General features: G+C 55.5%; 20 protein-coding genes and 1 pseudogene. 9 read left to right on the plus strand and 12 right to left on the minus strand.

The features are described 5' to 3' along the window. Positions 1-34: 34 nt before the first annotated feature. On the minus strand, positions 35-889 hold the full coding sequence (dapD, locus tag FHW17_RS00915) for a 2,3,4,5-tetrahydropyridine-2,6-dicarboxylate N-succinyltransferase (protein WP_112523566.1): 855 nt from the start codon (positions 887-889) through the stop codon (positions 35-37). A gap of 154 nt (positions 890-1,043) precedes the next feature. Here dapD and FHW17_RS00920 point away from each other — a divergent pair, with 154 nt between their 5' ends. Next, complete coding sequence (locus FHW17_RS00920; RefSeq protein ID WP_112523569.1) at positions 1,044-1,886, plus strand: LOG family protein; 843 nt, start codon at positions 1,044-1,046, stop codon at positions 1,884-1,886. Positions 1,887-1,961: 75 nt separating this feature from the next. On the opposite strand, the pseudogene FHW17_RS00925 reads toward FHW17_RS00920, so the two are convergent. Both FHW17_RS00925 and FHW17_RS00930 read right to left on the minus strand, forming a co-directional pair. Further along, positions 1,962-2,099 (minus strand): annotated as a pseudogene (locus FHW17_RS00925) (DUF817 domain-containing protein); the annotation flags it as partial. Further along, positions 2,096-2,821: a pyrimidine 5'-nucleotidase gene (locus FHW17_RS00930; RefSeq protein ID WP_112523572.1), complete on the minus strand. Its 726-nt coding sequence runs from the start codon at positions 2,819-2,821 to the stop codon at positions 2,096-2,098. The gene FHW17_RS00930 and the pseudogene FHW17_RS00925, both read right to left, overlap by 4 nt. A 242-nt stretch (positions 2,822-3,063) precedes the next feature. Here FHW17_RS00930 and FHW17_RS00935 point away from each other — a divergent pair, with 242 nt between their 5' ends. Further along, positions 3,064-3,741 (plus strand): GGDEF domain-containing protein, encoded by a 678-nt coding sequence (locus tag FHW17_RS00935; RefSeq protein ID WP_182509022.1) that lies wholly within the window; start codon positions 3,064-3,066, stop codon positions 3,739-3,741. Here the strand turns inward: FHW17_RS00935 and phhA are convergent. Then, positions 3,738-4,571, minus strand: a complete 834-nt coding sequence (gene phhA, locus FHW17_RS00940; RefSeq protein ID WP_113095505.1) for a phenylalanine 4-monooxygenase — start codon at positions 4,569-4,571, stop codon at positions 3,738-3,740. The two genes, FHW17_RS00935 and phhA, sit on opposite strands and share 4 nt — an antisense overlap. Positions 4,572-4,693: 122 nt before the next feature. Between phhA and FHW17_RS00945 the strand changes: the two genes are divergently transcribed. After that, entirely contained in the window at positions 4,694-5,176 is a 483-nt protein-coding gene (locus FHW17_RS00945; RefSeq protein ID WP_182509023.1) for an Lrp/AsnC family transcriptional regulator, read from the plus strand. On the opposite strand, the gene argB is transcribed toward FHW17_RS00945, so the two are convergent. Beyond that, on the minus strand, positions 5,177-6,070 hold the full coding sequence (argB, locus tag FHW17_RS00950) for an acetylglutamate kinase (protein ID WP_091878718.1): 894 nt from the start codon (positions 6,068-6,070) through the stop codon (positions 5,177-5,179). 170 nt (positions 6,071-6,240) lie between these two features. Between argB and FHW17_RS00955 the strand changes: the two genes are divergently transcribed. Next, positions 6,241-6,780, plus strand: coding sequence for a sigma-70 family RNA polymerase sigma factor (locus FHW17_RS00955; protein ID WP_112523578.1), 540 nt, complete (start codon positions 6,241-6,243; stop codon positions 6,778-6,780). After that, entirely contained in the window at positions 6,777-7,496 is a 720-nt protein-coding gene (locus FHW17_RS00960; RefSeq protein WP_182509024.1) for an anti-sigma factor, read from the plus strand. The genes FHW17_RS00955 and FHW17_RS00960 overlap by 4 nt, the downstream gene beginning before the upstream one ends. A 12-nt stretch (positions 7,497-7,508) precedes the next feature. Here FHW17_RS00960 and yihA read toward each other — a convergent pair whose 3' ends face one another. The 4 genes from yihA to rpmH all read right to left on the minus strand — a co-directional run bounded on the left by yihA (position 7,509) and on the right by rpmH (position 10,732). Continuing rightward, positions 7,509-8,132 carry a ribosome biogenesis GTP-binding protein YihA/YsxC gene (gene yihA / locus FHW17_RS00965; protein ID WP_210275799.1) on the minus strand — a complete coding sequence of 208 codons (624 nt, stop codon included), beginning with the start codon at positions 8,130-8,132 and terminating at the stop codon, positions 7,509-7,511. A gap of 192 nt (positions 8,133-8,324) precedes the next feature. Further along, the gene (gene yidC / locus FHW17_RS00970) at positions 8,325-10,166 is read right to left on the minus strand and encodes a membrane protein insertase YidC (RefSeq protein ID WP_182509025.1); all 1,842 of its coding nucleotides are present in this window, start codon (positions 10,164-10,166) and stop codon (positions 8,325-8,327) included. Next, positions 10,166-10,549 (minus strand): ribonuclease P protein component, encoded by a 384-nt coding sequence (gene rnpA / locus FHW17_RS00975; protein WP_091880119.1) that lies wholly within the window; start codon positions 10,547-10,549, stop codon positions 10,166-10,168. The genes yidC and rnpA overlap by 1 nt, the downstream gene beginning before the upstream one ends. 48 nt (positions 10,550-10,597) lie before the next feature. Beyond that, a complete protein-coding gene (gene rpmH, locus FHW17_RS00980; RefSeq protein WP_040853797.1) occupies positions 10,598-10,732 on the minus strand; it encodes a 50S ribosomal protein L34 in 135 nt (44 codons plus the stop codon). Between the two features lie 284 nt (positions 10,733-11,016). On the opposite strand from rpmH, the gene FHW17_RS00985 reads away from it, so the two are divergent. Continuing rightward, positions 11,017-12,474, plus strand: a complete 1,458-nt coding sequence (locus tag FHW17_RS00985; protein WP_246706733.1) for a HAMP domain-containing sensor histidine kinase — start codon at positions 11,017-11,019, stop codon at positions 12,472-12,474. 14 nt (positions 12,475-12,488) lie between these two features. Continuing rightward, a complete protein-coding gene (locus tag FHW17_RS00990) occupies positions 12,489-13,949 on the plus strand; it encodes a phosphatidylserine/phosphatidylglycerophosphate/cardiolipin synthase family protein (RefSeq protein ID WP_182509027.1) in 1,461 nt (486 codons plus the stop codon). Here the strand turns inward: FHW17_RS00990 and FHW17_RS00995 are convergent. The 3 genes from FHW17_RS00995 to FHW17_RS01005 form a co-directional block, all read right to left on the minus strand. Further along, positions 13,921-14,766 (minus strand): endonuclease/exonuclease/phosphatase family protein, encoded by an 846-nt coding sequence (locus tag FHW17_RS00995; RefSeq protein WP_112523591.1) that lies wholly within the window; start codon positions 14,764-14,766, stop codon positions 13,921-13,923. The genes FHW17_RS00990 and FHW17_RS00995 overlap by 29 nt on opposite strands. Before the next feature lie 86 nt (positions 14,767-14,852). Then, a complete protein-coding gene (locus tag FHW17_RS01000; RefSeq protein WP_182509028.1) occupies positions 14,853-16,136 on the minus strand; it encodes an FAD-binding oxidoreductase in 1,284 nt (427 codons plus the stop codon). 136 nt (positions 16,137-16,272) lie between these two features. Further along, on the minus strand, positions 16,273-17,178 hold the full coding sequence (locus tag FHW17_RS01005; protein ID WP_112523597.1) for a LysR family transcriptional regulator: 906 nt from the start codon (positions 17,176-17,178) through the stop codon (positions 16,273-16,275). Positions 17,179-17,302: 124 nt separating this feature from the next. Between FHW17_RS01005 and FHW17_RS01010 the strand changes: the two genes are divergently transcribed. Further along, complete coding sequence (locus FHW17_RS01010; RefSeq protein WP_182509029.1) at positions 17,303-18,706, plus strand: VOC family protein; 1,404 nt, start codon at positions 17,303-17,305, stop codon at positions 18,704-18,706. An 88-nt stretch (positions 18,707-18,794) separates the two neighbouring features. Further along, positions 18,795-20,306, plus strand: coding sequence for an aldehyde dehydrogenase family protein (locus FHW17_RS01015; RefSeq protein ID WP_182509030.1), 1,512 nt, complete (start codon positions 18,795-18,797; stop codon positions 20,304-20,306). Positions 20,307-20,498 lie beyond the last annotated feature (192 nt).

Here is a 20,498-nt window from a genome sequence, read left to right on the forward strand (position 1 = left end):
AGAATCTCCGTCTGTCCAGTTGTAAATCGCCTAATCAGTCACGCAGCAATTCATTGATCGACGTCTTGGAGCGGGTCTTCTCATCGACGCGCTTGACGATGACGGCACAATAAAGGCTCGGGCCGGGTTCATTGTTCGGGAACGGCTTGCCCGGCAAAGTCCCTGCAACAACAACGGAATAGGGTGGAACTTCGCCGTAGAAAATCTCGCCGGTGGCGCGGTCAACGATCTTTGTCGACTTGCCGATGAACACACCCATGCCCAGAACAGCGCCTTCGCGCACGATGCAGCCTTCCACAACTTCCGATCGTGCGCCGATGAAGCAATTGTCTTCGATGATCGTCGGGCCAGCCTGCATGGGCTCCAGAACGCCGCCAATGCCGACGCCGCCGGAAAGATGCACATGCTTACCGATCTGCGCACAGGAGCCAACCGTTGCCCATGTATCGACCATCGTGCCCTCGCCGACATAAGCGCCGAGATTGACGAAGGAAGGCATCAGGATTGCGCCGGGAGCAATATAGGCAGAGCGGCGAACAATGGCGTTTGGCACGGTGCGGAAGCCAGCCTTGCTGAACTCGGTCGCGCCCCAGCCTTCAAACTTTGAGGGGACCTTGTCCCACCATGGCGCACCACCCGGACCACCTTCAACAATCCCCATAGGATTGAGACGGAAGGAGAGAAGCACTGCCTTTTTCAGCCACTGATTGACCGTCCATGCACCATCAGCCTGCCGTTCAGCAACACGGACCTCGCCGCTATCGAGAAGCAGCAAAGAGGTTTCAACAGCATCACGTATTTCGCCGCGTGTTTCGGTGTTTACGGCATCGCGGTCATCGAAGGCCTTGTTGATGGTCTTCTCAAGGCTGGCCAGATCGGGCTTGGACATTTTCGGGTCACTCCATTGCACGGGCGGTTAAGGCTGATGTAAGGCCTAGTAAGATAACTCTGTGAGAGGGTCAATCGCAGCGTCACAATGTTGGACGACGAATAGGATTTAATGTCTGTAAGCGTCACTTGCGTCCGCAGAAGGAGAATAACAATTGAATACCGATGAAAAAAACGGCTGGACGCCATTTTCCCACTCCACAGAAGCCGTAAGACGGGTAGAAACTGCTCCCGAGACCCCGCAAACACAGTCAGACACCTATCGTCTTGCCTTTGCCGATCCTGAGTTCATGACACGCCGCGATTTGCGCGCCGTGCGGCTGCAGCTTGAACTGCTGAAGCCGGAAATGGCGCTGACCGAACGGGGTATCCGCTCGACAGTGGTTCTTTTCGGCGGCGCACGCATTCCTGAACCGGGCGGCGAAGCATGGGCAGCGAAGAACGAGGTGCAAAAGAAGAACCTTGAAGCCAATTCGCGCTATTATGCGGAAGCACGCAAATTTGCGCAGCTCTGCTCGGTCTATTCTTCAACCACATATAATCGCGAGTTTGTTGTCGTCACCGGCGGCGGCCCCGGCGTGATGGAAGCTGGCAATCGGGGTGCTGCCGATGTCGGCGCGCCAACCATTGGCCTCAACATTGTCCTGCCGCACGAACAGGCGCCGAATGAATATGTGACGCCTGAACTCTGCTTCAATTTTCACTATTTCGCGATCCGGAAGATGCATTTCCTGATGCGTGCAAAGGCGCTGGCGATTTTCCCCGGCGGCTTCGGCACCATGGATGAGACCTTCGAAACACTGACGCTCATTCAGACCGGGCGCATGGAGCGGATACCTGTTCTGTTGTTCGGCAAGTCGTTCTGGGAAAAGGCTATCAATTTCGAGTTTCTGGCCGAACAGGGCGTTATTTCACCATCGGATCGCGAGCTGATCACCTTTGTCGATGATGCCGACGAGGCATGGGGTGTCATCAAGACATTCTACGAATTGGCCTGATCGTCGGGTTCATCCTTGCCACGCGGCGGATGAACCCACGTCACCAGTACAACTGATATGATCATCAGCAGATACCAGACACGCCCAAGCCTGTTTGATGCCAAAGACCAGAAACTCGACAAGGCCGCCACAAATACCCGATTGCGGCAAACGGGCAAGGACCCGGTGTGCCGCTGCATCGATAACCGCCTCGGCCGAGGTAACCCGCTTCAAGCAGGAATTTCCGTGCGGACCTGTCCCGGTTGGATGGCATTCAGGAACGATGCCAGATCGTCAGTCACGTAATCAACATGGTCGGTATAATCAGGGTCGCTCTCCCATATCTCGGAGAATGTTGGCTCGAAATTATGCGGGACGATCAGCACGGTTTTCATGCCGAGCGCCTTCGGCTCGACCAGATTGCGCGCAAGGTCTTCGAACATGGCGCTGCTCTTGGCGTCGATCTCATGCAGATCGAGAAAGCGATCATAGGCCTGACGTGCCGGCTTGGGCATGAGTTCCGCGGCGACGATATCAAAAATATCATCGAACTGATCGAGAATACCAAGCTGGCGTGCTGTCCGTTCGGCGTGGCCGCGATCGCCATTGGTGAAAATGAATTTACGTCCCGGCAGGTGTTTGATCGCCATGGCCAAAGCCGGATCAGGAACCAGCCATGAATAGTCGATATCGTGGACCTTCTGCAGAAAATCATCCGGGTCGATGTCGTAGCGATCCATCAAACCCTTCAACGTGGTCCCGTAATCCTTGTAGAATTGTTTCTGAATCTGGCGCGCATCCGTATGGGAGAGTTGCAGAAGATTGGCGATATAGCCTGTCATCTTCACATCAATCTGCGAGAACAGATTGGAGTGATGCGGATAGAGCGTATTATCCAGATCAAAGATCCAGTCCGTTATATGGGCAAAATTCAGTGGATCAGGATGTTTTGTCATTCACAACTCGTCGTTTCGGAAACCATAAAGCAGAAGACAGGCATTCTGTTGCCATATCGACTCAATAGACGAAAAAAGACTGAACTACGACCATTTTTAAATTTTCTACTAACAGCAGCGTCATCAATCCAGCATAGTACTGACGAAGCGGTGTTAGGGTCGAAATGTTCAGAATTTTCTACAAATGCGCATTGGTCACAATTATTGCGATTGTCTGTTCTTTGCTGATCACCGGAAGCATCATGTCTGCTTTCGGTATGCACAACAAAATGGGATTTGTCATCGCCGCGTTTTGCCCGCTTGTTATCGCGCCGCCAATCTCGTTTAAGGTTTTCCAGCAATCGGAGCGATTGCGCATCACTCTCATCCATCTGGGCGAGGTCATGCAGCGGCTGGAAGAGACCAATGCGCGATTGCTGGAGAAAGCCTCGCGCGACAGCATGACGGGGCTCCTTAACCGCGAAGCTTTCTTCACGCATGTCGATAAGATGCGCATGCAGGTGCCGGGATCATTGCTGATTATTGACGCCGATCATTTCAAGAAGATCAATGATCAGCACGGCCATTATAATGGTGACGGGGCGCTGACGGCCATCGCCCATTGCATTTCACGCACTGTCAGCGAAAACGACAGCATAGGCCGTATCGGCGGCGAGGAATTTGCGGTGTTTCTCGCGTCTGATCGCGAGAATGAGGTGCGGGCGGTCGCCGAGACGATCCGTGCGGAAGTTGCCCGTCTCGATTTCAGGACGCCGGAGAATGAACGGGTGCCGCTCAGTGTCAGTATTGGCGGAGTAATCGATCTGTCAGAGGAAACGATCGCCGATCATTTTCAGACCGCCGATCGCAGACTTTACGAGGCCAAGCGCAATGGCCGCAATTGCGTCATCATCAAGCCGGTGATGAAGTCAGCTGCTTAAATTGCCGAAGGGTCCAGCGCCGTGCTGTCTTTCCATCGTGCCACAAGGGCGGCCATATCGGCTTTTTCAAAAGCATCACGCAGCGCGGCAAAGCTTGGGAGAACGAAATACGCACGCTGGAACTTGTCAATTTCATAGCTGGTCCGCATGACCGTTTCGAGATTGAAGGGAACGTGGTGGGCGTCGGGGCTCTCGACCGAATACTGCAGCTCACTGAAGGATGACATAAGACCTGCGCCAAACGCCTTCAGCTCTGCGCCCTCCTCCTGCATCAGGCCGAATTCGGCAGTGTACCAGTAAAGCCGGGCCACCATCTGTTCACCGCCAAGGCGAACGGCAGCTCCACCCTTTTCACCGTAAAGCTGCATAAAATCAGCAAACACAGGCTGGCTGAGAATTGGAACATGACCGAAGAAATCATGGAACATGTCCGGCTCGACAATGTAGTCGAGTTCTTTCTTGCTACGCAGCCAATTGGTGACGGGGAATCGCCGATTGGCAAGATGATCAAAAAACGGTTCATTCGGGATAAGGCCAGGAACAGCCACGATTTCCCAACCGGTCAGCTTGCGCAGCCGTTCGCTCACATCATGAAAATCAGGGATGCGATCAAGAAGACCCAGAGCATCAACACCATCAAGATAGCTGTGATGAGCAAGCCGTGAGGTCAGCTTGGTCTGGCGGTCGCAAAGGGTACGCCACACGTCCTGATCTTCCACCGAATAATCATACTGCTGCTCAACGGTAAAATCTGGCTGGCAGGCATGATAATCGCCACGCAATCCCTGAGCGGCGCATTCGCGGGCATAGGCCTCAACACTGATGGTCATGAATTCCTCCTCGGTTCCCATTTTCAGACAAAGGATATGTCGGGAAAGCGAGTGAATTTGACCTTATTGTCTCAATGTAGCATCCTGTTGAGAGAAATATATAACCTTGCGGAGCAAAGTGAGTGATATCTCCTCGATTTGACGAATTTGAAGTGAAGATGCTGCAAGTGCTGCGCGATAATGGCCGGGTGCCGATCACTGATCTTGCCCAGACCATCGGACTTTCCGCCACGCCCTGTGGTCGGCGTTTCGACACATTACAGGAAACCGGCGTTATCAAAGGCTTCGCCGCTGTCATCGACCGGCGATCTATCGGGCTCATGGTGGAGGTGTTCGTTCAGGTGCGGCTCACGTCCCATAGTGACGATTCGCCGGAGCGATTCATCACCGAGATACAACGCATGGATGAAGTATCATCCTGCTGGACAATGACCGGCGAGCACGACTTTCTGTTGCATGTCATGGTGCCAACCGTCGATGATCTCAACGATTTCGTCATGCACAGGTTGATGCGTCTGAAGGGTGTGCGCGATGTACACACCCAACTCGTTCTGCAAAATATCAAGGGGCCGGGCAAGATACCGCTCGACCACCTGAAACGCTGATCAGGGGACGATCAGTGTTCCGGCACCGCGCTCGGTGAAAAGCTCAAGCAGAACCGAATGCGGTGTCTTTCCGTTGAGGATAACCACGCCCTCGACACCGCGATTGATCGCATCAATGCAGGTTTCGACCTTGGGGATCATGCCGCCCGAAATCGTTCCGTCCTTGATCAGCGCGCGCGCCTGACCAACGGAGAGTTCCTTGATCAGTTTCTTGTCCTTGTCGAGCACGCCGGGAACATCGGTCAGGAACAAGAGGCGCGAGGCCGCCAAAGCGCCGGCAATGGCGCCAGCAAAGGTATCGGCATTGATATTATAGGTATGTCCATCGCGGCCCGGTGCAACCGGAGCGATGACCGGGATCATCTCGGAGCGTGCCAGTAAATCGAGCAATGTACGATCCACTTCAACCGGTTCACCGACGAAGCCAAGATCAACAATCTTTTCGATATTGGAATCCGGATCGATGATTGTCTTCTTTGCCTTTTCAGCAAAGACCATATTGCCGTCCTTGCCGCACAGGCCAATGGCCCATTCGCCCTCGGCATTGATCAGCGCGACAATTTCCTTGTTGATCGAACCGGCCAGGACCATCTCGACAATCTCGAGCGTCTTTGCGTCGGTGACACGCAGGCCACCTTCGAATTTGGACTCGATACCCATACGGGCCAGCATCGATGCAATCTGCGGGCCGCCGCCATGCACAACAATCGGATTGATACCGGACTGTTTCAACAGGGCGATATCGCGGGCAAAGGCCTTACCCAGCGTGGCATCGCCCATGGCATGACCGCCATATTTCACAACGACGGTCTTGTTTTCATACCGCTGCATATAGGGAAGAGCGGCGGATAGAAGGCTTGCCTGAATTTCTGCGGTGTGCTCAGTCTCGGACATGTGGGAAGCAAGCTCCAGCTTGAAAAGGACGGGGGGTTCATAACCCTAAAGACGATCATGGGCAAACATGATTTAGGGTTGGCGGGAACGTTTTTGCATGCGGCCCATTGACAGATGAACCTCTGCACAGATTTAACTTCGTTAATCAAAGAGTTGGAAACGTCTACCGCATGACACCCGAGGGCATATCGGAACTGATTTCGCGAGTCGCTCTGCGCGACCGTGCGGCGTTCGATGTGCTTTACAGCTCAACAAGTGCGAAACTATTCGGCGTATGCCTGCGTATCTTGGGCAATCGCTCGGAAGCAGAGGACGCACTACAGGATATCTACGTCAAGATCTGGAACAAGGCAGACCGGTTTGCAGTCTCTGATACCAGCCCTATTTCATGGTTGGTGGCCATTGCCCGCAATCACTCGATTGATGTGCTGCGCGCGCGCAAACCCGCTGCAGCTGAACTGGAAAAAGCCGTGGGTGTTGCTGAACCATCGCCCAATCCCGAACAGTCTGCAATTGCATCGGGTGAGACAAAGCGCATCAATGAATGTCTCGACCAGTTGGACACTGACCGGGCATCGGCGGTGCGGGGTGCTTACCTGAATGGCGAGAGTTACGAACTTCTGGCGATACACCACAGAGTACCACTGAATACAATGCGGACATGGCTACGCCGCAGCCTGATGAAACTGAAGGAATGTCTGGAACGATGAGCACGATACCACCCGATGACACAATGCCGGAAGGCGACGATTTCGTCGCTGCCGAGTATGTGCTGGGCGTGCTCCCGGAACAGGAGCGGCGCGACGCTGCCCGCCGCATTGAAAACGACCCTGAATTTGCCCGCCTTGTTGCCAATTGGCAGCGCCAATTCGATCCACTGAATGAGCAGTTCCAGCCGGTGACAGCGCCCAATTACCTGAAAGGTCAGGTCGACCAGCGCCTGTTTGGAATAGACTCAGGACGGGTCGCAGCGGGCGCTTCATTCTGGAATAGCCTCGCCTTCTGGCGGACGGTCGCCGTTGCGGCACTTGCCCTTGTTATATTCAACGTCAGTCGAGAGTACGTCCAACGTCAGGCTGGCCCTGCGCCCTCGCAACTGATTGCTTCCATGGCAAGCGACACAGGTCCGCTGCGAAGCGTGGCAATCTTTGATGACAGGTCGAGAAAGCTGAAAGTGACCCTTGTTGCCGGAGAAATCCCGCAGGGCAAATCGCTCGAGCTTTGGCTGATCGCCGGAAAAGACGCCCCGGTCTCGCTTGGTGTCCTGAAGTCGCCCAAGATAACCGAGTTTGCGGTATCGACCCCTGTCGCGGCTAAATTGCGCGATGGCACAACGCTGGCCATCTCGGTTGAACCCGTCGGCGGTTCGCCGAGCGGTGCGCCTACAGGTGCAGTTGTGGCCGCAGGCTCGGTGAGCAGCATTTAGAAAACCGAGCGGTTATTCTTCGAGAAGAAGCGCTATCGCCGCGCGCAGTTCATCCAGACCAGCGCCCTTTTCCGATGATGTGGCCAAGATTGTTGGATATGCCGCTGCGCGCTTCTTGATGGCCTGTGCGGTTTCTTCCATGAGACGCGGAACACCGGCAGGCTTGATCTTGTCGATCTTGGTCAGAACGATCTGGTAAGAAACCGCCGCGCGATCCAAAAGGTCGAGCACCTCGGCATCATTTTTCTTTACACCATGGCGGGCGTCGATGAGCAGGTACACGCGCTTCAAGGTGGTGCGGCCGCGCAGATAATCGAAAACAAGGCGCGTCCATGCGTCGACCTGCTCTTTCGGCGCTTCGGCAAAACCATATCCCGGCATATCGACTACCGCGAGTGGCGGCAGGTCGCCATTTTCGCCTGAATGGCCATCCGGCACAAAATAGTTTAGCTCCTGCGTACGGCCCGGCGTGTTGGACGTGCGTGCGAGGCCCTTCTGGCCAATGATCGCATTGATCAGCGAGGACTTGCCAACATTCGAGCGACCGGCAAACGCGATTTCGATGGGCCCTTCCGGCGGCAGGAACTTCATTGCAGGAACGCCGCGAATGAAAACCCAGCCCTGCGCAAAGAGCATCCGGCCCTTTTCGATCAGCCTGTTCGTATTGTCGTTGGTTTCACTCACGTTCTTTTCCGTCCATTCATTGGGCAGCCATATGCCACCTGCATTCAATGTTATTGCCGCCTTGTCAACTGAACGAGATTGTTCAACGACAAATGAAAAGCCCCCGGTATGAGCGGGGGCTTTTGGAATTCCGGGTTAACCCGCCTATTCGGCGGGCTTCGGTTTCTTCTTGAAGAGCCCTGCGAGATTGTCCCACAGTTCGATCTTTGCACCCTGCCGCTTCATGATAATGCCCTGCTGGGTGATCGACAGGAAGTTGTTCCACGCCCAGTAAATCACCAGACCCGCCGGGAAACTGGACAGCATGAACGTGAAGATCAGCGGCATCCAGTTGAAAATCATCGCCTGTGTTGGATCTGGCGGTGTCGGGTTCATGCGCATCTGCAGGAACATCGTCACACCCATGATCAATGGCCAGACGCCGATCATCAGGAATGCCGGAACCGTCCATGGAATAAGACCGAACAGGTTGAACACGGATGTTGGATCGGGCGCAGCCAAATCCTGAATCCAGCCAAAGAATGGCGCGTGGCGCATTTCGATGGTGACGTACAGAACCTTATACAAGGCGAAGAAGACCGGAATCTGGATCAGGATCGGCCAGCAACCGGCGATCGGATTGATCTTCTCGGTCTTGTAAAGCTCCATCATGGCCTGCTGCTGCTTGACCTTGTCATCCGCATATTTCTCGCGGATTTCAGTCATCTTCGGCTGAACCAGCTTCATACGCGCCATCGAAGCATAGGACTTGTTGGCAAGCGGGAAGAACAGCGCCTTGAGCAGAACAGTCACAACAAGGATGGCGACGCCGAAGTTGCCGATAGCCTTATAGAGCCAGTCGATGAGATAGAACATCGGCTCGGTGATGAAATAGAACCAGCCCCAATCGATCAGGTTCTTGAACAATGGAATATGCAGATTGTTCATGTAGCCATTGATCTTGCCAACTTCCTTGGCGCCGGCAAAGACGAGGTTTTCGATTGTGGTGGACTGGCCGGGTTCAATCGTTGTCGGGTCAGACAGATAATCGCTCTGATACTGCGGGCGGCCATTGTCGAAGTAGGACATACGGGCTTTGAACGGCTTTGACTGTGCCGGAACGAGAGCGGCAGCCCAATATTTGTCAGTAATGCCGATCCAGCCGCCGGTGTCTGTTTTCTCCGGAGCGACTTCTTTTTCTTTCTCGATCGCCGCGAATTTGTACTCGACCAGCTTTCCGGCGATCACGCCAATCGGGCCTTCGTGCAACACATAGGTGCTGGCATGCAAAGGCTTGTAGAAGCGTGTGACGCGGCCATAGGAGGCCAAAGACACCGGAGCTGACGTTCCATTCGTCACGGCGTCCTTGACGGTAAACATATAGTTGTCGTCAACGCTGAACGTGCGCTTGAAAGTCAGGCCTTTTTCATTGGTAAAGGTCAGTGTAACCGGTGTGGATGGGCTAAGCTTGTTGTTGCCATCGACAGTCCAGACGGTCGTTGGACCGGGAACGGTTCCTGTGGCGTCATTCCCGGTGAACCCGATCTCGACGAACTGCCCGTCCGCCATCTGGGAAGGGCTCAACAGCTGAATGGTCGGCGAATTGTTGTCGACAGTCTCGTGATACTGCTTGAGCTGCAGGTCATCGAGACGCGCGCCGGTCAGGCTGATGGAACCGCTGAGGCTGGGCGTGTCGATCACAACCCGTGAAGTCTGACCAAGAACCGCAGCGCGGCTCAGGGAACCTGGCTGTGTCGCATCCGGCGTCTGCCCCGGAATATTTGCACCCGGCGCTGCTGGTGTCGTGCCTGGCAGATTGTTGGCTGTTGTTCCGGCTGCTGGCGCTGGCTGTGCCGCTGTTTTAGCTGCCTGAGCCTGCCGCGAGGCTTCCACCTGTGCCTGCTGGCGCTCAGCCTCGATCTTGGGGCCCATATAGAACACCTGCCAAAGTCCCAGAATAACGACGGACAAAGCAATGGTGATAAAGAAATTACGATTGGTTTCCATTATCGGGTCCTGTTGGGCCGGTCATGTCTTGGAGAAACGCCGGTTTGGTATTTTTTGGAAACCCGTTTTGAGAGTTCCCGGGATAAGTCCGCAAACGGCGCATCAAGCGCGTCACGGCGAGCAACGATCACATAGTCGGTTCCGGGGGCCATGTCACCTGCAACTTTGACGCGTACAGCCTCTCTCAGGCGACGCTTGATGCGATTGCGGACGACGGCATTTCCGTTCTTTTTTGTGACTGTAAAACCAACACGCGGCGGACCTTCCCGGTCTTCACGCTGCTTGACTTCGAGCAGGAAAAAGCCGCCACGGCGTTTTTCTCCGGCCCGAACAGCCAAAAACTCCGCTCTCTTGCGAAGGCGGAGTGGTTTTTGATCATTCATTCCTGCAATGCCAACGTTGGCCAACCGCGCAAACCTGCGCGGAATGCCTTATGCCGACAACCGCTTGCGACCGCGAGCACGACGTGCTGCGATAACCTTGCGGCCGCCTGCAGTAGCCATACGGGCGCGAAACCCGTGACGACGTGCGCGGACAAGTTTGGATGGCTGATAAGTACGCTTCATTTGTTTAATACCGCGGTGTGCGGCCCTTCTTGTGGTCTGTTCTTTGACAGGAGCATATCAGGACCGCCATTAGCGCATAAAAATACGCCGCCGGGGCGGTCAACCCGGACGTGCGCGGCTTATAGAGGCATGATGGTGATAAGTCAATTCATACGAGAAGATTCACAAATAGGCAAAAATCAGGAAGTGATTTATTGTACCGGCGCAACGTTTGACCTACATCGGGCGTTGATGGAGCAAATATGGCGGTAACGCAAAAGGAACAGCAACGGTCGCGCGTGCTAATGCAGGCGGGTCGGCGTTTGCCTGTTCTCAAACGGCTTTCCGGTAAGCTGCTGCGTCTTACACTTCTGTTCGGCATTCTGGCCGGAGTCATGATTTTCGTTCCCATCATGGCCGATATGCGAATGCGCTGGCTTTCGGACCGCCTGAATACGGTCGCTGCCGCCAGCGTCGTGCTCGCTGCGAGCGATGGCAAAGACATCCCCCAGAGTGTGCAGAACGACGTGCTTCTTGCCACGGGCACCAAGGCGATTGCCCTGCGTGAAATGGGAGCTTCGCGCCTGCTTGCGGTTTCGGAAATGCCATCCAAGGTCGACCGGCATATCGACATGACCGTGACCGACCCCTGGACGACGCTGCGCGACGCATTCGATACTATTATCAATGGTGGCAACCGCATCATCCTTGTGTACGGCCCTGTTGGAGACACGGGAAAAGTCATCGAGCTGATCACATCGGACGCGCCTTTGCGCAATGCGATGCTACGCTACGCCCGCAATGTCGCGCTTATCTCGATGTTCATTTCGGCTATTACCGCCGGTCTGGTCTTCCTTGCCATCAGCCATCTGCTTATCCGGCCGATACAGCGCATGAGCGCCAACATGCTGGCTTTCGCCCAGCAGCCTGATGATCCGCAGAGGGTCATCCAGCCCGATAATCGTGAAGACGAACTTGGTATTGCGCAGCGCGAACTGGCTGACATGCAGCTACGGTTGCAACGCACGCTTTCCGAGCAAAAGCACCTTGCCGACCTTGGTCTTGCCGTTTCCAAGATCAACCACGACATGCGCAATATTCTGGCATCCGCCCAGCTGATGTCCGATCACCTTGCCAATGCCAGCGATCCGGCCATTCAGCGCATGGTGCCGAAGCTTGTTCGGACGATTGATCGCGCCATCAATTATTCGCAGACCGTGCTTGCCTATGGCGGAACACAGGAGCCACCGCCGCAGCGGCGGCGCGTTAAGCTTCACACTATCGTCGGCGATGTGGAAGAAATGCTCAATCTCGATGCAAAATCGGGAATCGAATTCAAGAACCTCGTTCCTGAAAATTTCGAGATCGACGCCGATCCGGATCAATTCTTCCGCGTCATTTCCAATCTCTGCCGTAATTCTGTTCAGGCAATGAGCGGCGATACGGGTAGCGACACCTCAATCATCAAACGGCTGACAATTACGGCGGGGCAAATCGGCACCACCTCTATCATCAGCATTGAGGATACGGGGCCGGGGCTCCCGCCCAAGGCCCGCGAGAATCTGTTCACGGCGTTCAAGGGTTCGGCGCGCTCGGGTGGCACTGGTCTCGGCCTTGCCATCGTCCACGAGCTGGTGCGCGCCCATGGTGGCACAATTGAACTGCGCGGCGGTGAAGGCGCCGGGACCGGTTTTGAAATCCGCATTCCGGACCAGCCGGTTTCTCTTGCCGAATGGCGCTCGCGCCGGGATTCAATATCGTGATATGACACTCACAAATGAGTGATTATCTTCCTGCCTATTGGCCCCAGATATTCTTTGTTCTTTCGATCGTCCTTGGCGTTCCCGCCGCGGTCCACGCGACCATGACGAAGGAAGAAGTGCGCGCGGCCATTGGATGGGTCGGCGTTATCATTCTCTCGCCTGTTATCGGCGCGGTTATTTATGCGGTTGCCGGCATCAACCGGATCAGACGCTCCTCCATCACCTCGCAGCGCGCCTTCCTGCACGAAATCGGTCAGGATCATCTCATGCGCTTCGATGCAAATGAGAAGAACGTGCTTGATCATTTCGAGAAGCGCTTTGCGGCGATGAAAACACTGGGAGACCGCGTCAGCCGCTGCCGTCTGACCACCGGCAACAACATCACCATGCTGCAAAGTGGTGATGAAGCCTACCGCGCGATGCTGGAGCACATCAACAATGCCAAACGCAGCATCCTTGTTGAAACCTATATCTTTGACCGGGACAAGATCGGCCTGCGATTGGCCGATGCGCTGATTGCCGCCGTTAAACGCGGCGTCGAGGTCCGGGTTCTCATTGATGCGGTCGGCGCGCGCTACTCAATCCCGAGCATTGTTGGTTATCTGCAAAAGAACAATGTGCGCACCGATGTGTTTAACGGCAACATCATTATCGGCCTGCGCCTGCCCTATGCGAACCTTCGAACCCACCGCAAGATCCTGATTGTCGATGGCACCACGGCCTTCACCGGCGGCATGAATATTCGGGCGGGGTTTTCCGCGGAAATCGTCGGGGAGGACAATGCGCGCGATACACATTTCAGCCTGACCGGGCCGATTGTCACCGACCTCTTCCACATCGCTTCGGAAGACTGGCGCTTCACCACGGGCGAACAATTGGCTGGCGAGCCATGGCTGATTACCTCGCCGGATACCCATGCGGGCGATCCTGTGTTCATCCGCGCGGTTCCATCGGGACCCGACAGAAGCGTGGAAGCCAATCACCGCATGCTGATGGGCGCGTTCTCGGTGGCGCAAAGCCATATCCGCATCATGTCACCCTATTTCCTGCCCGACCGAGAATTGATCAGCGCACTGGTAACGGCGGCAAGGCGGGGCGTTGAAGTCGATATTGTTATTCCCGCCGTCAATAATCTGAAACTCGTCGACCGCGCCATGACCGCGCAATTCGACCAGATATTGAACAGTCACTGCCGTATCTGGCGCGCCAGCGGCAATTTTAATCATTCCAAGCTGCTGGCTATCGATGGTCAGTGGGCCTATGTGGGCTCATCCAATCTCGACCCGCGCTCGCTGCGCCTCAATTTCGAAGTCGATCTTGAAATCATGAATGCAGAATTTGCCACCAAAGTGGAAGCGCTCATTGATACCGCCATGCAATCGGCAAAACCGGTTCTGCTGCAAAGCCTGCGCGCCCGCTCTTTCTGGGTGCGGCTGCTTGACCGGATTATCTGGCTAGGCTCGCCCTATCTCTGATTTCGACCGTTTCCGCCAAAGCGCCTTTAAGATCGACATAGGCCTTGATCGGCAGATGATCGGAGGCAACGCGAGCAAGCGGGGTGTCATGCACTTCGATGCCGGTCACCAGACTGTGCGGATGGCCAAGCACCCGGTCCAACGCCAGAACCGGAAAGCGCGACGGGAAACTCGGCACCGCATTTTTCATCGGATCAAACACCGGATGCAGGAAATGCAGCGACGAGCCTTTGCCCACACGCCATTCATTCAAATCCCCAAGCAACAGCGTTGGGCGGGACGGATCGGCATGGACGGCGTTGAGAATAGCTTCCGATTGCTGCATACGGGAATGGCGTAAAAGCCCGAGATGCGCCGCGATGATGCGCAAGGGACCCGCTTCGAGATCAAGATCAACAACAAGCGCACCGCGTGGCTCAAGCCCCGGAAGCTTCAACTGCTGTACGCGCCGCACAACACCTTCACGGAAGAGCAGCAGGTTGCCGTGCCAGCCATGTCCTTTGGGATAAAGCGAGGCAACACGAACCGGTACGAGATTGTTCTCGCGCTCCAGCCTGTCGAGATCAAGAAGACCTGATCGTTCCCCGAAGCGCTTGTCGGCCTCCTGAACCGCGACCACATCCGCATCGAGTTCACCGATAACGTGGGCAATGCGATCCGGATCGAATTTCTTGTCGATACCAACGCATTTATGCACATTGTAGGACGCGATGACCGTATCGTTTCGCACGACCTTGGTCACACCCGTGGGGCGCTTGTTACGGTTCTTGACCGCCGCGAGGATGCTGGCTGAGACACTGGGTCTTGAATGCCGCATTGGCTTCTTGCTGTCCATCCATAAGAGATATGTCGGGAATGATGGAATGGCAAGCAAATGCAGCGATCAGCTTCTATTGAAATATTTCACACCCGGTTTCCGACGAAATGCGCCAGTTGCGCCCCTACCTCGTAATAGCCTTCGCGCAGGGTACGCAAACCTTCTTCTTTTGGCTTGGTAACGGGCAATGGCAGATCCGCATCGGATAGCTTTCCAACAATATGTTCGGCCAATACCCGGCCAAATACTGTTCCCGGAGCGATGCCCCGGCCATTATAACCACTGAAGCTTATGATCTTTGGCGCGAGCGTGTGGAAACGCGGCAGGTTGTCATTGGTCATGCCGATTTGGCCGTACCAGCCGGCTTCAAAGGTAACATCCTTGATCTGCGGAAACAGCTTGCGGATGGAGCGCGCGGCCCATGCCTTGTGAACGGCCATTCCGGTGCCGCGCAGCGCACCAACACTGCCAAAAACCAGACGGCCGCGCTGATCCATGCGGAAGGAGCTTAATATCTCCTTGGTATCCCAGCCACCCTGCCTTTCAGGGAGAACAGTGTTGCGCACCTCTTCGGGAAGCGGTGTGGTGGCAAAATTGAAATAGGGCAGATGCAGGATTTCGGCTCGCAGCTCAGGCCATGGCGATGTCGTATAGGCATTGGTCGCCACGACAACCCATTCAGCAGAAACCTTGCCGGTTGGCGTATTGACGATCCAGCGGTCACCGGAGCGGGTGGTGGATGTCACAGGTGTTCCCGTATAAACAGCAACACCAGCGCCTATCGCCGCAGTCGCAAGACCGCGCACATAGGCGAGCGGCTGAATCGTACCGGCGCGATTGTCGAGCAATGAGGCGGCATAGGCTTTCGAGCCAACCTTTTGCGCCGTTTCTTCAGCACCGAGCAATCGAACAGCAGCACCGCGTGCCTGCCATTGCGCCGCCCGCTGCTCCAGTTGCTTCACACCGCTTTTGCCAACGGCGCAGTGCAAGGTGCCGTTGCGTTCAAGCTCACAGGCGATCTTGTGTTTATCGACAAGGTTGAACACCGATTGCGGCGCATTACCAAGCAATTCCAGCAGGCGTTCACCATGCACCTGCCCCAGCACCTCAGGCAGATCATTGGGCATCACCCACATGCCTGCATTCACCAGACCGACATTGCGACCTGACCCGCCAAAGCCGATTTCCACAGCATCGAGAACGGCAACCTTTGTGCCTGTCTCGGCCAGATGCAACGCCGCGGACAGACCAGTGAAACCGGCACCGATGACAGCAACGTCAACGGATATATCCCCGCGCAACTTTTGCGTTGCGGGCGCTGGTGGCGCCGTCTTTTCCCAGAGGCCATGGGAGCGTTCATCATTCAGCATGGGGTCACCGTCAGGTCAGTCCGGAATTACCGGCAATCTTGCAAAGACTCGAAGTCAATTCTGCTTATAAGCCGCGTTTTTGGCAACGGAAGTGAAATTCCTCGAACAGGTGATGCGGGAAATGAATGATCTCGGTTTATTGCCGTTCGCTGACCTGATCCGCGATCCAGCCAAAGAAGCTCTGGGCCATGGGATTCTCTTTCTTGTGGTCCGGCACCACAAGATAATAGCTGTTCTCCGTCATCAACGGCTGATCAAACAACACCTGCAAACGGCCGGACGCCAACTCGTGCTCAATCAGATAACGCGGCACGAGGGCAAACCCTAACCCAGCCAGCACAGCTTCAATCACCATGGAGAAATGCTCGAAACGATGCCCCTTATAGGGGCTGACCACGTCCGCCTGTACCGATTCAAACCAGTCCGCCCAGGCTTTTGGCCTTGTCGATAGATGCAGGAGTGGCGCCGAGTTCGCAAGCTCCACCGGTGTGGCCACAGGATTGGCCGCCAACAGCTCCGGGCTGCCGACAGGGACGATCATTTCACTGCACAGATAGGTGCATGTGGCATGAGCCCAGACCGGTTGGCCATAATGGATCGCCAGATCAAAGGGTTCTTCTTCAAAATCAAAGGGCTGCGAACGCGAAGCCACGCTCAACGCCATATCAGGATAGAGCCGCAGGAAATCCGGCAGGCGTGGCATGAGCCAGCGGCTGCCGAATGTCGGCAAGGTGGCAATACTCAGCGATGATGCTGACTGTGACGCCGCCATGGCCCGCAGCATCGTTTCTTCGGTGAGCCCAAGGAGACGGCGCACCTCCGGCAGAAACTTTTGCCCGGCATCGGACAGCACCACCCTTTGCCTGATGCGCTCAAAGAGCAGCACGCCGATCTGGCTTTCAAGCTCGCTCATCTGACGGCTGACCGCACTCTGGGTCAGGTTCAGCTCCTTGGCGGCCTGCGTAAAGCTGCCATGGCGGGCGGCGCACTCGAAGGTTTGCAGGATATCGATGTCCGGGATCAGACGGCGGCTCAACTTCATTCTTATCTCGCATCAACCTAGTTCAAATCATCGCAATCTTTGGCGATATCACCACTCTATAATCCAGATTGAGCATGACAGCGATAGTTTTCGCCGTCGCAGCAACAACGCGGAATGAGACACGATGAAATCAGGCACGTTTACGTCAACTGACGTGATCAGGGCGTCCTTTTCGGCCGCCATGTCATCCATGTACCGGACTGAGGTTCCAGCCTATGGCACGCTGATGTCACTGGTTGCCGAAGTGAACAGCAAAACGCTCGCAGCATCACCAGACCTGAAGGATCAGTTGCAGGAAACCGATACGCTCGACCGTATCTCAGAAGAACGCCATGGCGCGATCCGCGTCGGCACTCCGGAAGAACTCTCCATGCTGCGCAGGGTCTTTGCCGTGATGGGCATGTATCCCGTTGGCTATTATGATTTGAGCGAAGCTGGTGTTCCCGTTCATTCCACCGCTTTCCGTCCCGTGGGCGATGCTGCGCTGAAGATCAATCCGTTCCGGGTTTTCACATCCCTGCTGCGCCTCAACCTTATCGGCGATGCCACCTTGCGCAAAAAGGCGCGCGCTGTGCTTGCCGCTCGCCAGATTTTCACTGACAAGGCGATCGCTCTTGTCGAAAAGGCGGAAGCGCAGGGCGGCCTTGATGCCAAGGATGCCGAAACTTTCGTGAGTGAGATTCTCGAAACATTCCGCTGGCATGACCGGGCAAGCGTCAGTGGGACGCTTTATCAGCGTCTGCACGATGCCCACCGGTTGATCGCCGATGTGGTTTCCTTCAAGGGACCGCACATCAACCACCTGACACCACGCACGCTCGATATTGATGCGGTACAGGACCTGATGCCCGAACATGGCATTTCGCCCAAGGCCGTCATCGAAGGCCCGCCCACCCGCGCCTGCCCCGTTCTTTTGCGTCAGACATCCTTCAAGGCGCTGGAAGAAAATGTGTCTTTCCAGAACGCGGATGGCACATGGGAAACCGGCTCGCATACGGCACGCTTCGGTGAAATCGAGCAACGTGGCATTGCACTGACGCCAAAAGGCCGGGCACTCTATGACAAGCTGCTGAACGATACCCGCAAGACCATTCGTCCGGCTGCCGACGGCTCCAACGCAAAAGCCTATATCGCCGCCCTGTCCGACACGTTCAAAACATTCCCTGATAATTGGGCTGATATTCGCCGCGAGGGTCTCGGCTATTTCCGCTATTCCGTGGTCGAGAGTTTCACCGGTCGCGTGACCTCACGTGATGCGTCGGATATTCAAGCGTTGATCGCGCTTGGAGCCGTACGGTTCGACCCCATCGTCTACGAGGATTTTCTCCCCGTCAGCGCGGCAGGTATTTTCCAGTCGAACCTTGGTGATGAAGCCAGCCAGAAATTTGTCGCCAGCCCCAGCCAGCGCGAATTTGAAAATGATCTCGGCACTGCTGTTCTTGACGAGTTTGCGCATTATGCCGGGCTTGAACAAAGCTCCATCAAACAATGCCTGCAAGCACTGCGCCCCGTAGCACTTGCAAGTTGAACGCTCATTTGACCTTATGGCGGCCTCTCCGGCAAAAGTCCGGCTCTCGCCGCACGGTCAGACAAAAGATATGTAAAGGGAAGTCAAAATGACGATTGCTCAAGACGTAAAAACGCTCCTCGGAAAGCTTGGCGTAGCAGAGGCTGCCTATACTGGCGGCCAGATGGCTTCCTACAGCCCTGTTACCGGCGAGAAGATCGCCGATATCGCCGTTCATTCGGCCGCTGACACCGCAAAAGCCATTGAACAGGCTGACGCTGCGTTCCGTGAATGGCGTCTTGTCCCTGCGCCAAAGCGCGGTGAACTCGTTCGCCTGTTTGGTGAAGAATTGCGCGCCCTGAAGACGGAACTTGGACGCCTCGTCTCGATTGAAGCAGGCAAGATTCCATCCGAAGGCCTCGGCGAAGTGCAGGAAATGATCGATATCTGCGATTTCGCCGTTGGCCTTTCCCGTCAGCTTTACGGCCTGACGATTGCAACCGAGCGTCCCGGGCATCGCATGATGGAAACCTGGCATCCCCTCGGTGTCGTTGGCGTCATTTCCGCCTTCAACTTCCCCGTCGCCGTCTGGGCATGGAATACGACACTCGCTCTTGTTTGCGGCGATGCTGTTGTGTGGAAGCCATCGGAAAAGACACCGCTGACGGCCCTCGCCTGTCAGGCAATCTTTGACCGCGCCGTTGCCCGCTTTGGCGATGTGCCTGCTGGTCTGACCAAGACATTGATGGGCGACCGGACAATCGGCGAAGCTCTGGTGGATCATCCAAAAGTCGCGCTCGTTTCGGCAACCGGTTCGACCCGTATGGGCCGTGAAGTTGGTCCGCGCCTTGCAAAACGTTTTGCCCGCTCGATCCTTGAGCTTGGCGGCAACAATGCCGGTATTGTCTGCCCGTCCGCCGATCTCGACATGGCCCTGCGCGCCATTGCTTTTGGTGCCATGGGAACCGCCGGTCAGCGTTGCACCACCCTGCGCCGTCTCTTCGTGCATGAAAGCGTTTACGACACGCTCGTTCCACGCTTGAAGAAGGCCTATGAAAGCGTTTCCGTCGGTAGCCCGATCGAGACATCGGCACTGGTCGGCCCATTGATCGACAAGGCAGCCTTCGACAATATGCAGAAGTCCGTAAAAGAAGCTGTTGCCCATGGCGGCAAGGTAACTGGCGGTGCGCGGATCGATACGGCACACCCGAATGCCTATTACGTTCGCCCTGCTCTTGTTGAAATGCCTGAGCAGGCCGGTCCCGTGACGGAAGAGACCTTCGCGCCCATCCTTTATGTGATGAAATATAGCGACTTCGATAAGGCGATTGCCGATCACAACGCTGTTGGTGCGGGCCTTTCCTCCTCCATTTTCACCCTCGATCTGCAGGAAGCTGAACGTTTCCTTAGCGCCGATGGCTCGGACTGCGGTATTGCCAATGTCAATATCGGCACATCAGGCGCTGAAATCGGCGGCGCATTTGGCGGGGAGAAGGAAACCGGCGGCGGGCGTGAATCCGGCTCGGATGCATGGAAGGCCTATATGCGCCGTGCAACCAACACGGTGAATTATTCCAAGGCACTGCCTTTGGCTCAGGGCGTTTCCTTCGACATCGATTGATACTCTGACCACTTCCATTCAAGCCCTCGGTCTCTGCGGACCGGGGGCTTTTTATTGCCCTGATGGCAGCGCCAGCTCGAAGATAATTACAATTTTATACTTTACCGAATTCCTACGTATTCAGTTTGCTTAAAGCCTTCTGTGAATTGTTTCAGTTTTGTTTACTTCGTTCTCATCCTCACTGTTCCAAAT

The sequence above is a fragment of the Phyllobacterium sp. P30BS-XVII genome (genome assembly GCF_014138335.1).
In the GTDB taxonomy this organism is placed as follows: Bacteria; Pseudomonadota; Alphaproteobacteria; order Rhizobiales; family Rhizobiaceae; genus Phyllobacterium; species Phyllobacterium meliloti.

Excerpts from the sequence above, each read along its gene's own strand:
- dapD (WP_112523566.1), bottom strand. The coding sequence starts at position 889 with ATGTCCAAGCCCGATCTGGCCAGCCTTGAGAAGACCATCAACAAGGCC.
- FHW17_RS00930 (WP_112523572.1), bottom strand. The coding sequence starts at position 2,821 with ATGACAAAACATCCTGATCCACTGAATTTTGCCCATATAACGGACTGG.
- FHW17_RS00935 (WP_182509022.1), top strand. The coding sequence starts at position 3,064 with ATGTCTGCTTTCGGTATGCACAACAAAATGGGATTTGTCATCGCCGCG.
- phhA (WP_113095505.1), bottom strand. The coding sequence starts at position 4,571 with ATGACCATCAGTGTTGAGGCCTATGCCCGCGAATGCGCCGCTCAGGGA.
- argB (WP_091878718.1), bottom strand. The coding sequence starts at position 6,070 with ATGTCCGAGACTGAGCACACCGCAGAAATTCAGGCAAGCCTTCTATCC.
- FHW17_RS00955 (WP_112523578.1), top strand. The coding sequence starts at position 6,241 with ATGACACCCGAGGGCATATCGGAACTGATTTCGCGAGTCGCTCTGCGC.
- FHW17_RS00960 (WP_182509024.1), top strand. The coding sequence starts at position 6,777 with ATGAGCACGATACCACCCGATGACACAATGCCGGAAGGCGACGATTTC.
- yihA (WP_210275799.1), bottom strand. The coding sequence starts at position 8,132 with ATGCTCTTTGCGCAGGGCTGGGTTTTCATTCGCGGCGTTCCTGCAATG.
- yidC (WP_182509025.1), bottom strand. The coding sequence starts at position 10,166 with ATGGAAACCAATCGTAATTTCTTTATCACCATTGCTTTGTCCGTCGTT.
- rnpA (WP_091880119.1), bottom strand. The coding sequence starts at position 10,549 with ATGAATGATCAAAAACCACTCCGCCTTCGCAAGAGAGCGGAGTTTTTG.
- rpmH (WP_040853797.1), bottom strand. The coding sequence starts at position 10,732 with ATGAAGCGTACTTATCAGCCATCCAAACTTGTCCGCGCACGTCGTCAC.
- FHW17_RS00985 (WP_246706733.1), top strand. The coding sequence starts at position 11,017 with ATGCAGGCGGGTCGGCGTTTGCCTGTTCTCAAACGGCTTTCCGGTAAG.
- FHW17_RS00990 (WP_182509027.1), top strand. The coding sequence starts at position 12,489 with ATGAGTGATTATCTTCCTGCCTATTGGCCCCAGATATTCTTTGTTCTT.
- FHW17_RS00995 (WP_112523591.1), bottom strand. The coding sequence starts at position 14,766 with ATGCGGCATTCAAGACCCAGTGTCTCAGCCAGCATCCTCGCGGCGGTC.
- FHW17_RS01000 (WP_182509028.1), bottom strand. The coding sequence starts at position 16,136 with ATGCTGAATGATGAACGCTCCCATGGCCTCTGGGAAAAGACGGCGCCA.
- FHW17_RS01005 (WP_112523597.1), bottom strand. The coding sequence starts at position 17,178 with ATGAAGTTGAGCCGCCGTCTGATCCCGGACATCGATATCCTGCAAACC.
- FHW17_RS01010 (WP_182509029.1), top strand. The coding sequence starts at position 17,303 with ATGAAATCAGGCACGTTTACGTCAACTGACGTGATCAGGGCGTCCTTT.
- FHW17_RS01015 (WP_182509030.1), top strand. The coding sequence starts at position 18,795 with ATGACGATTGCTCAAGACGTAAAAACGCTCCTCGGAAAGCTTGGCGTA.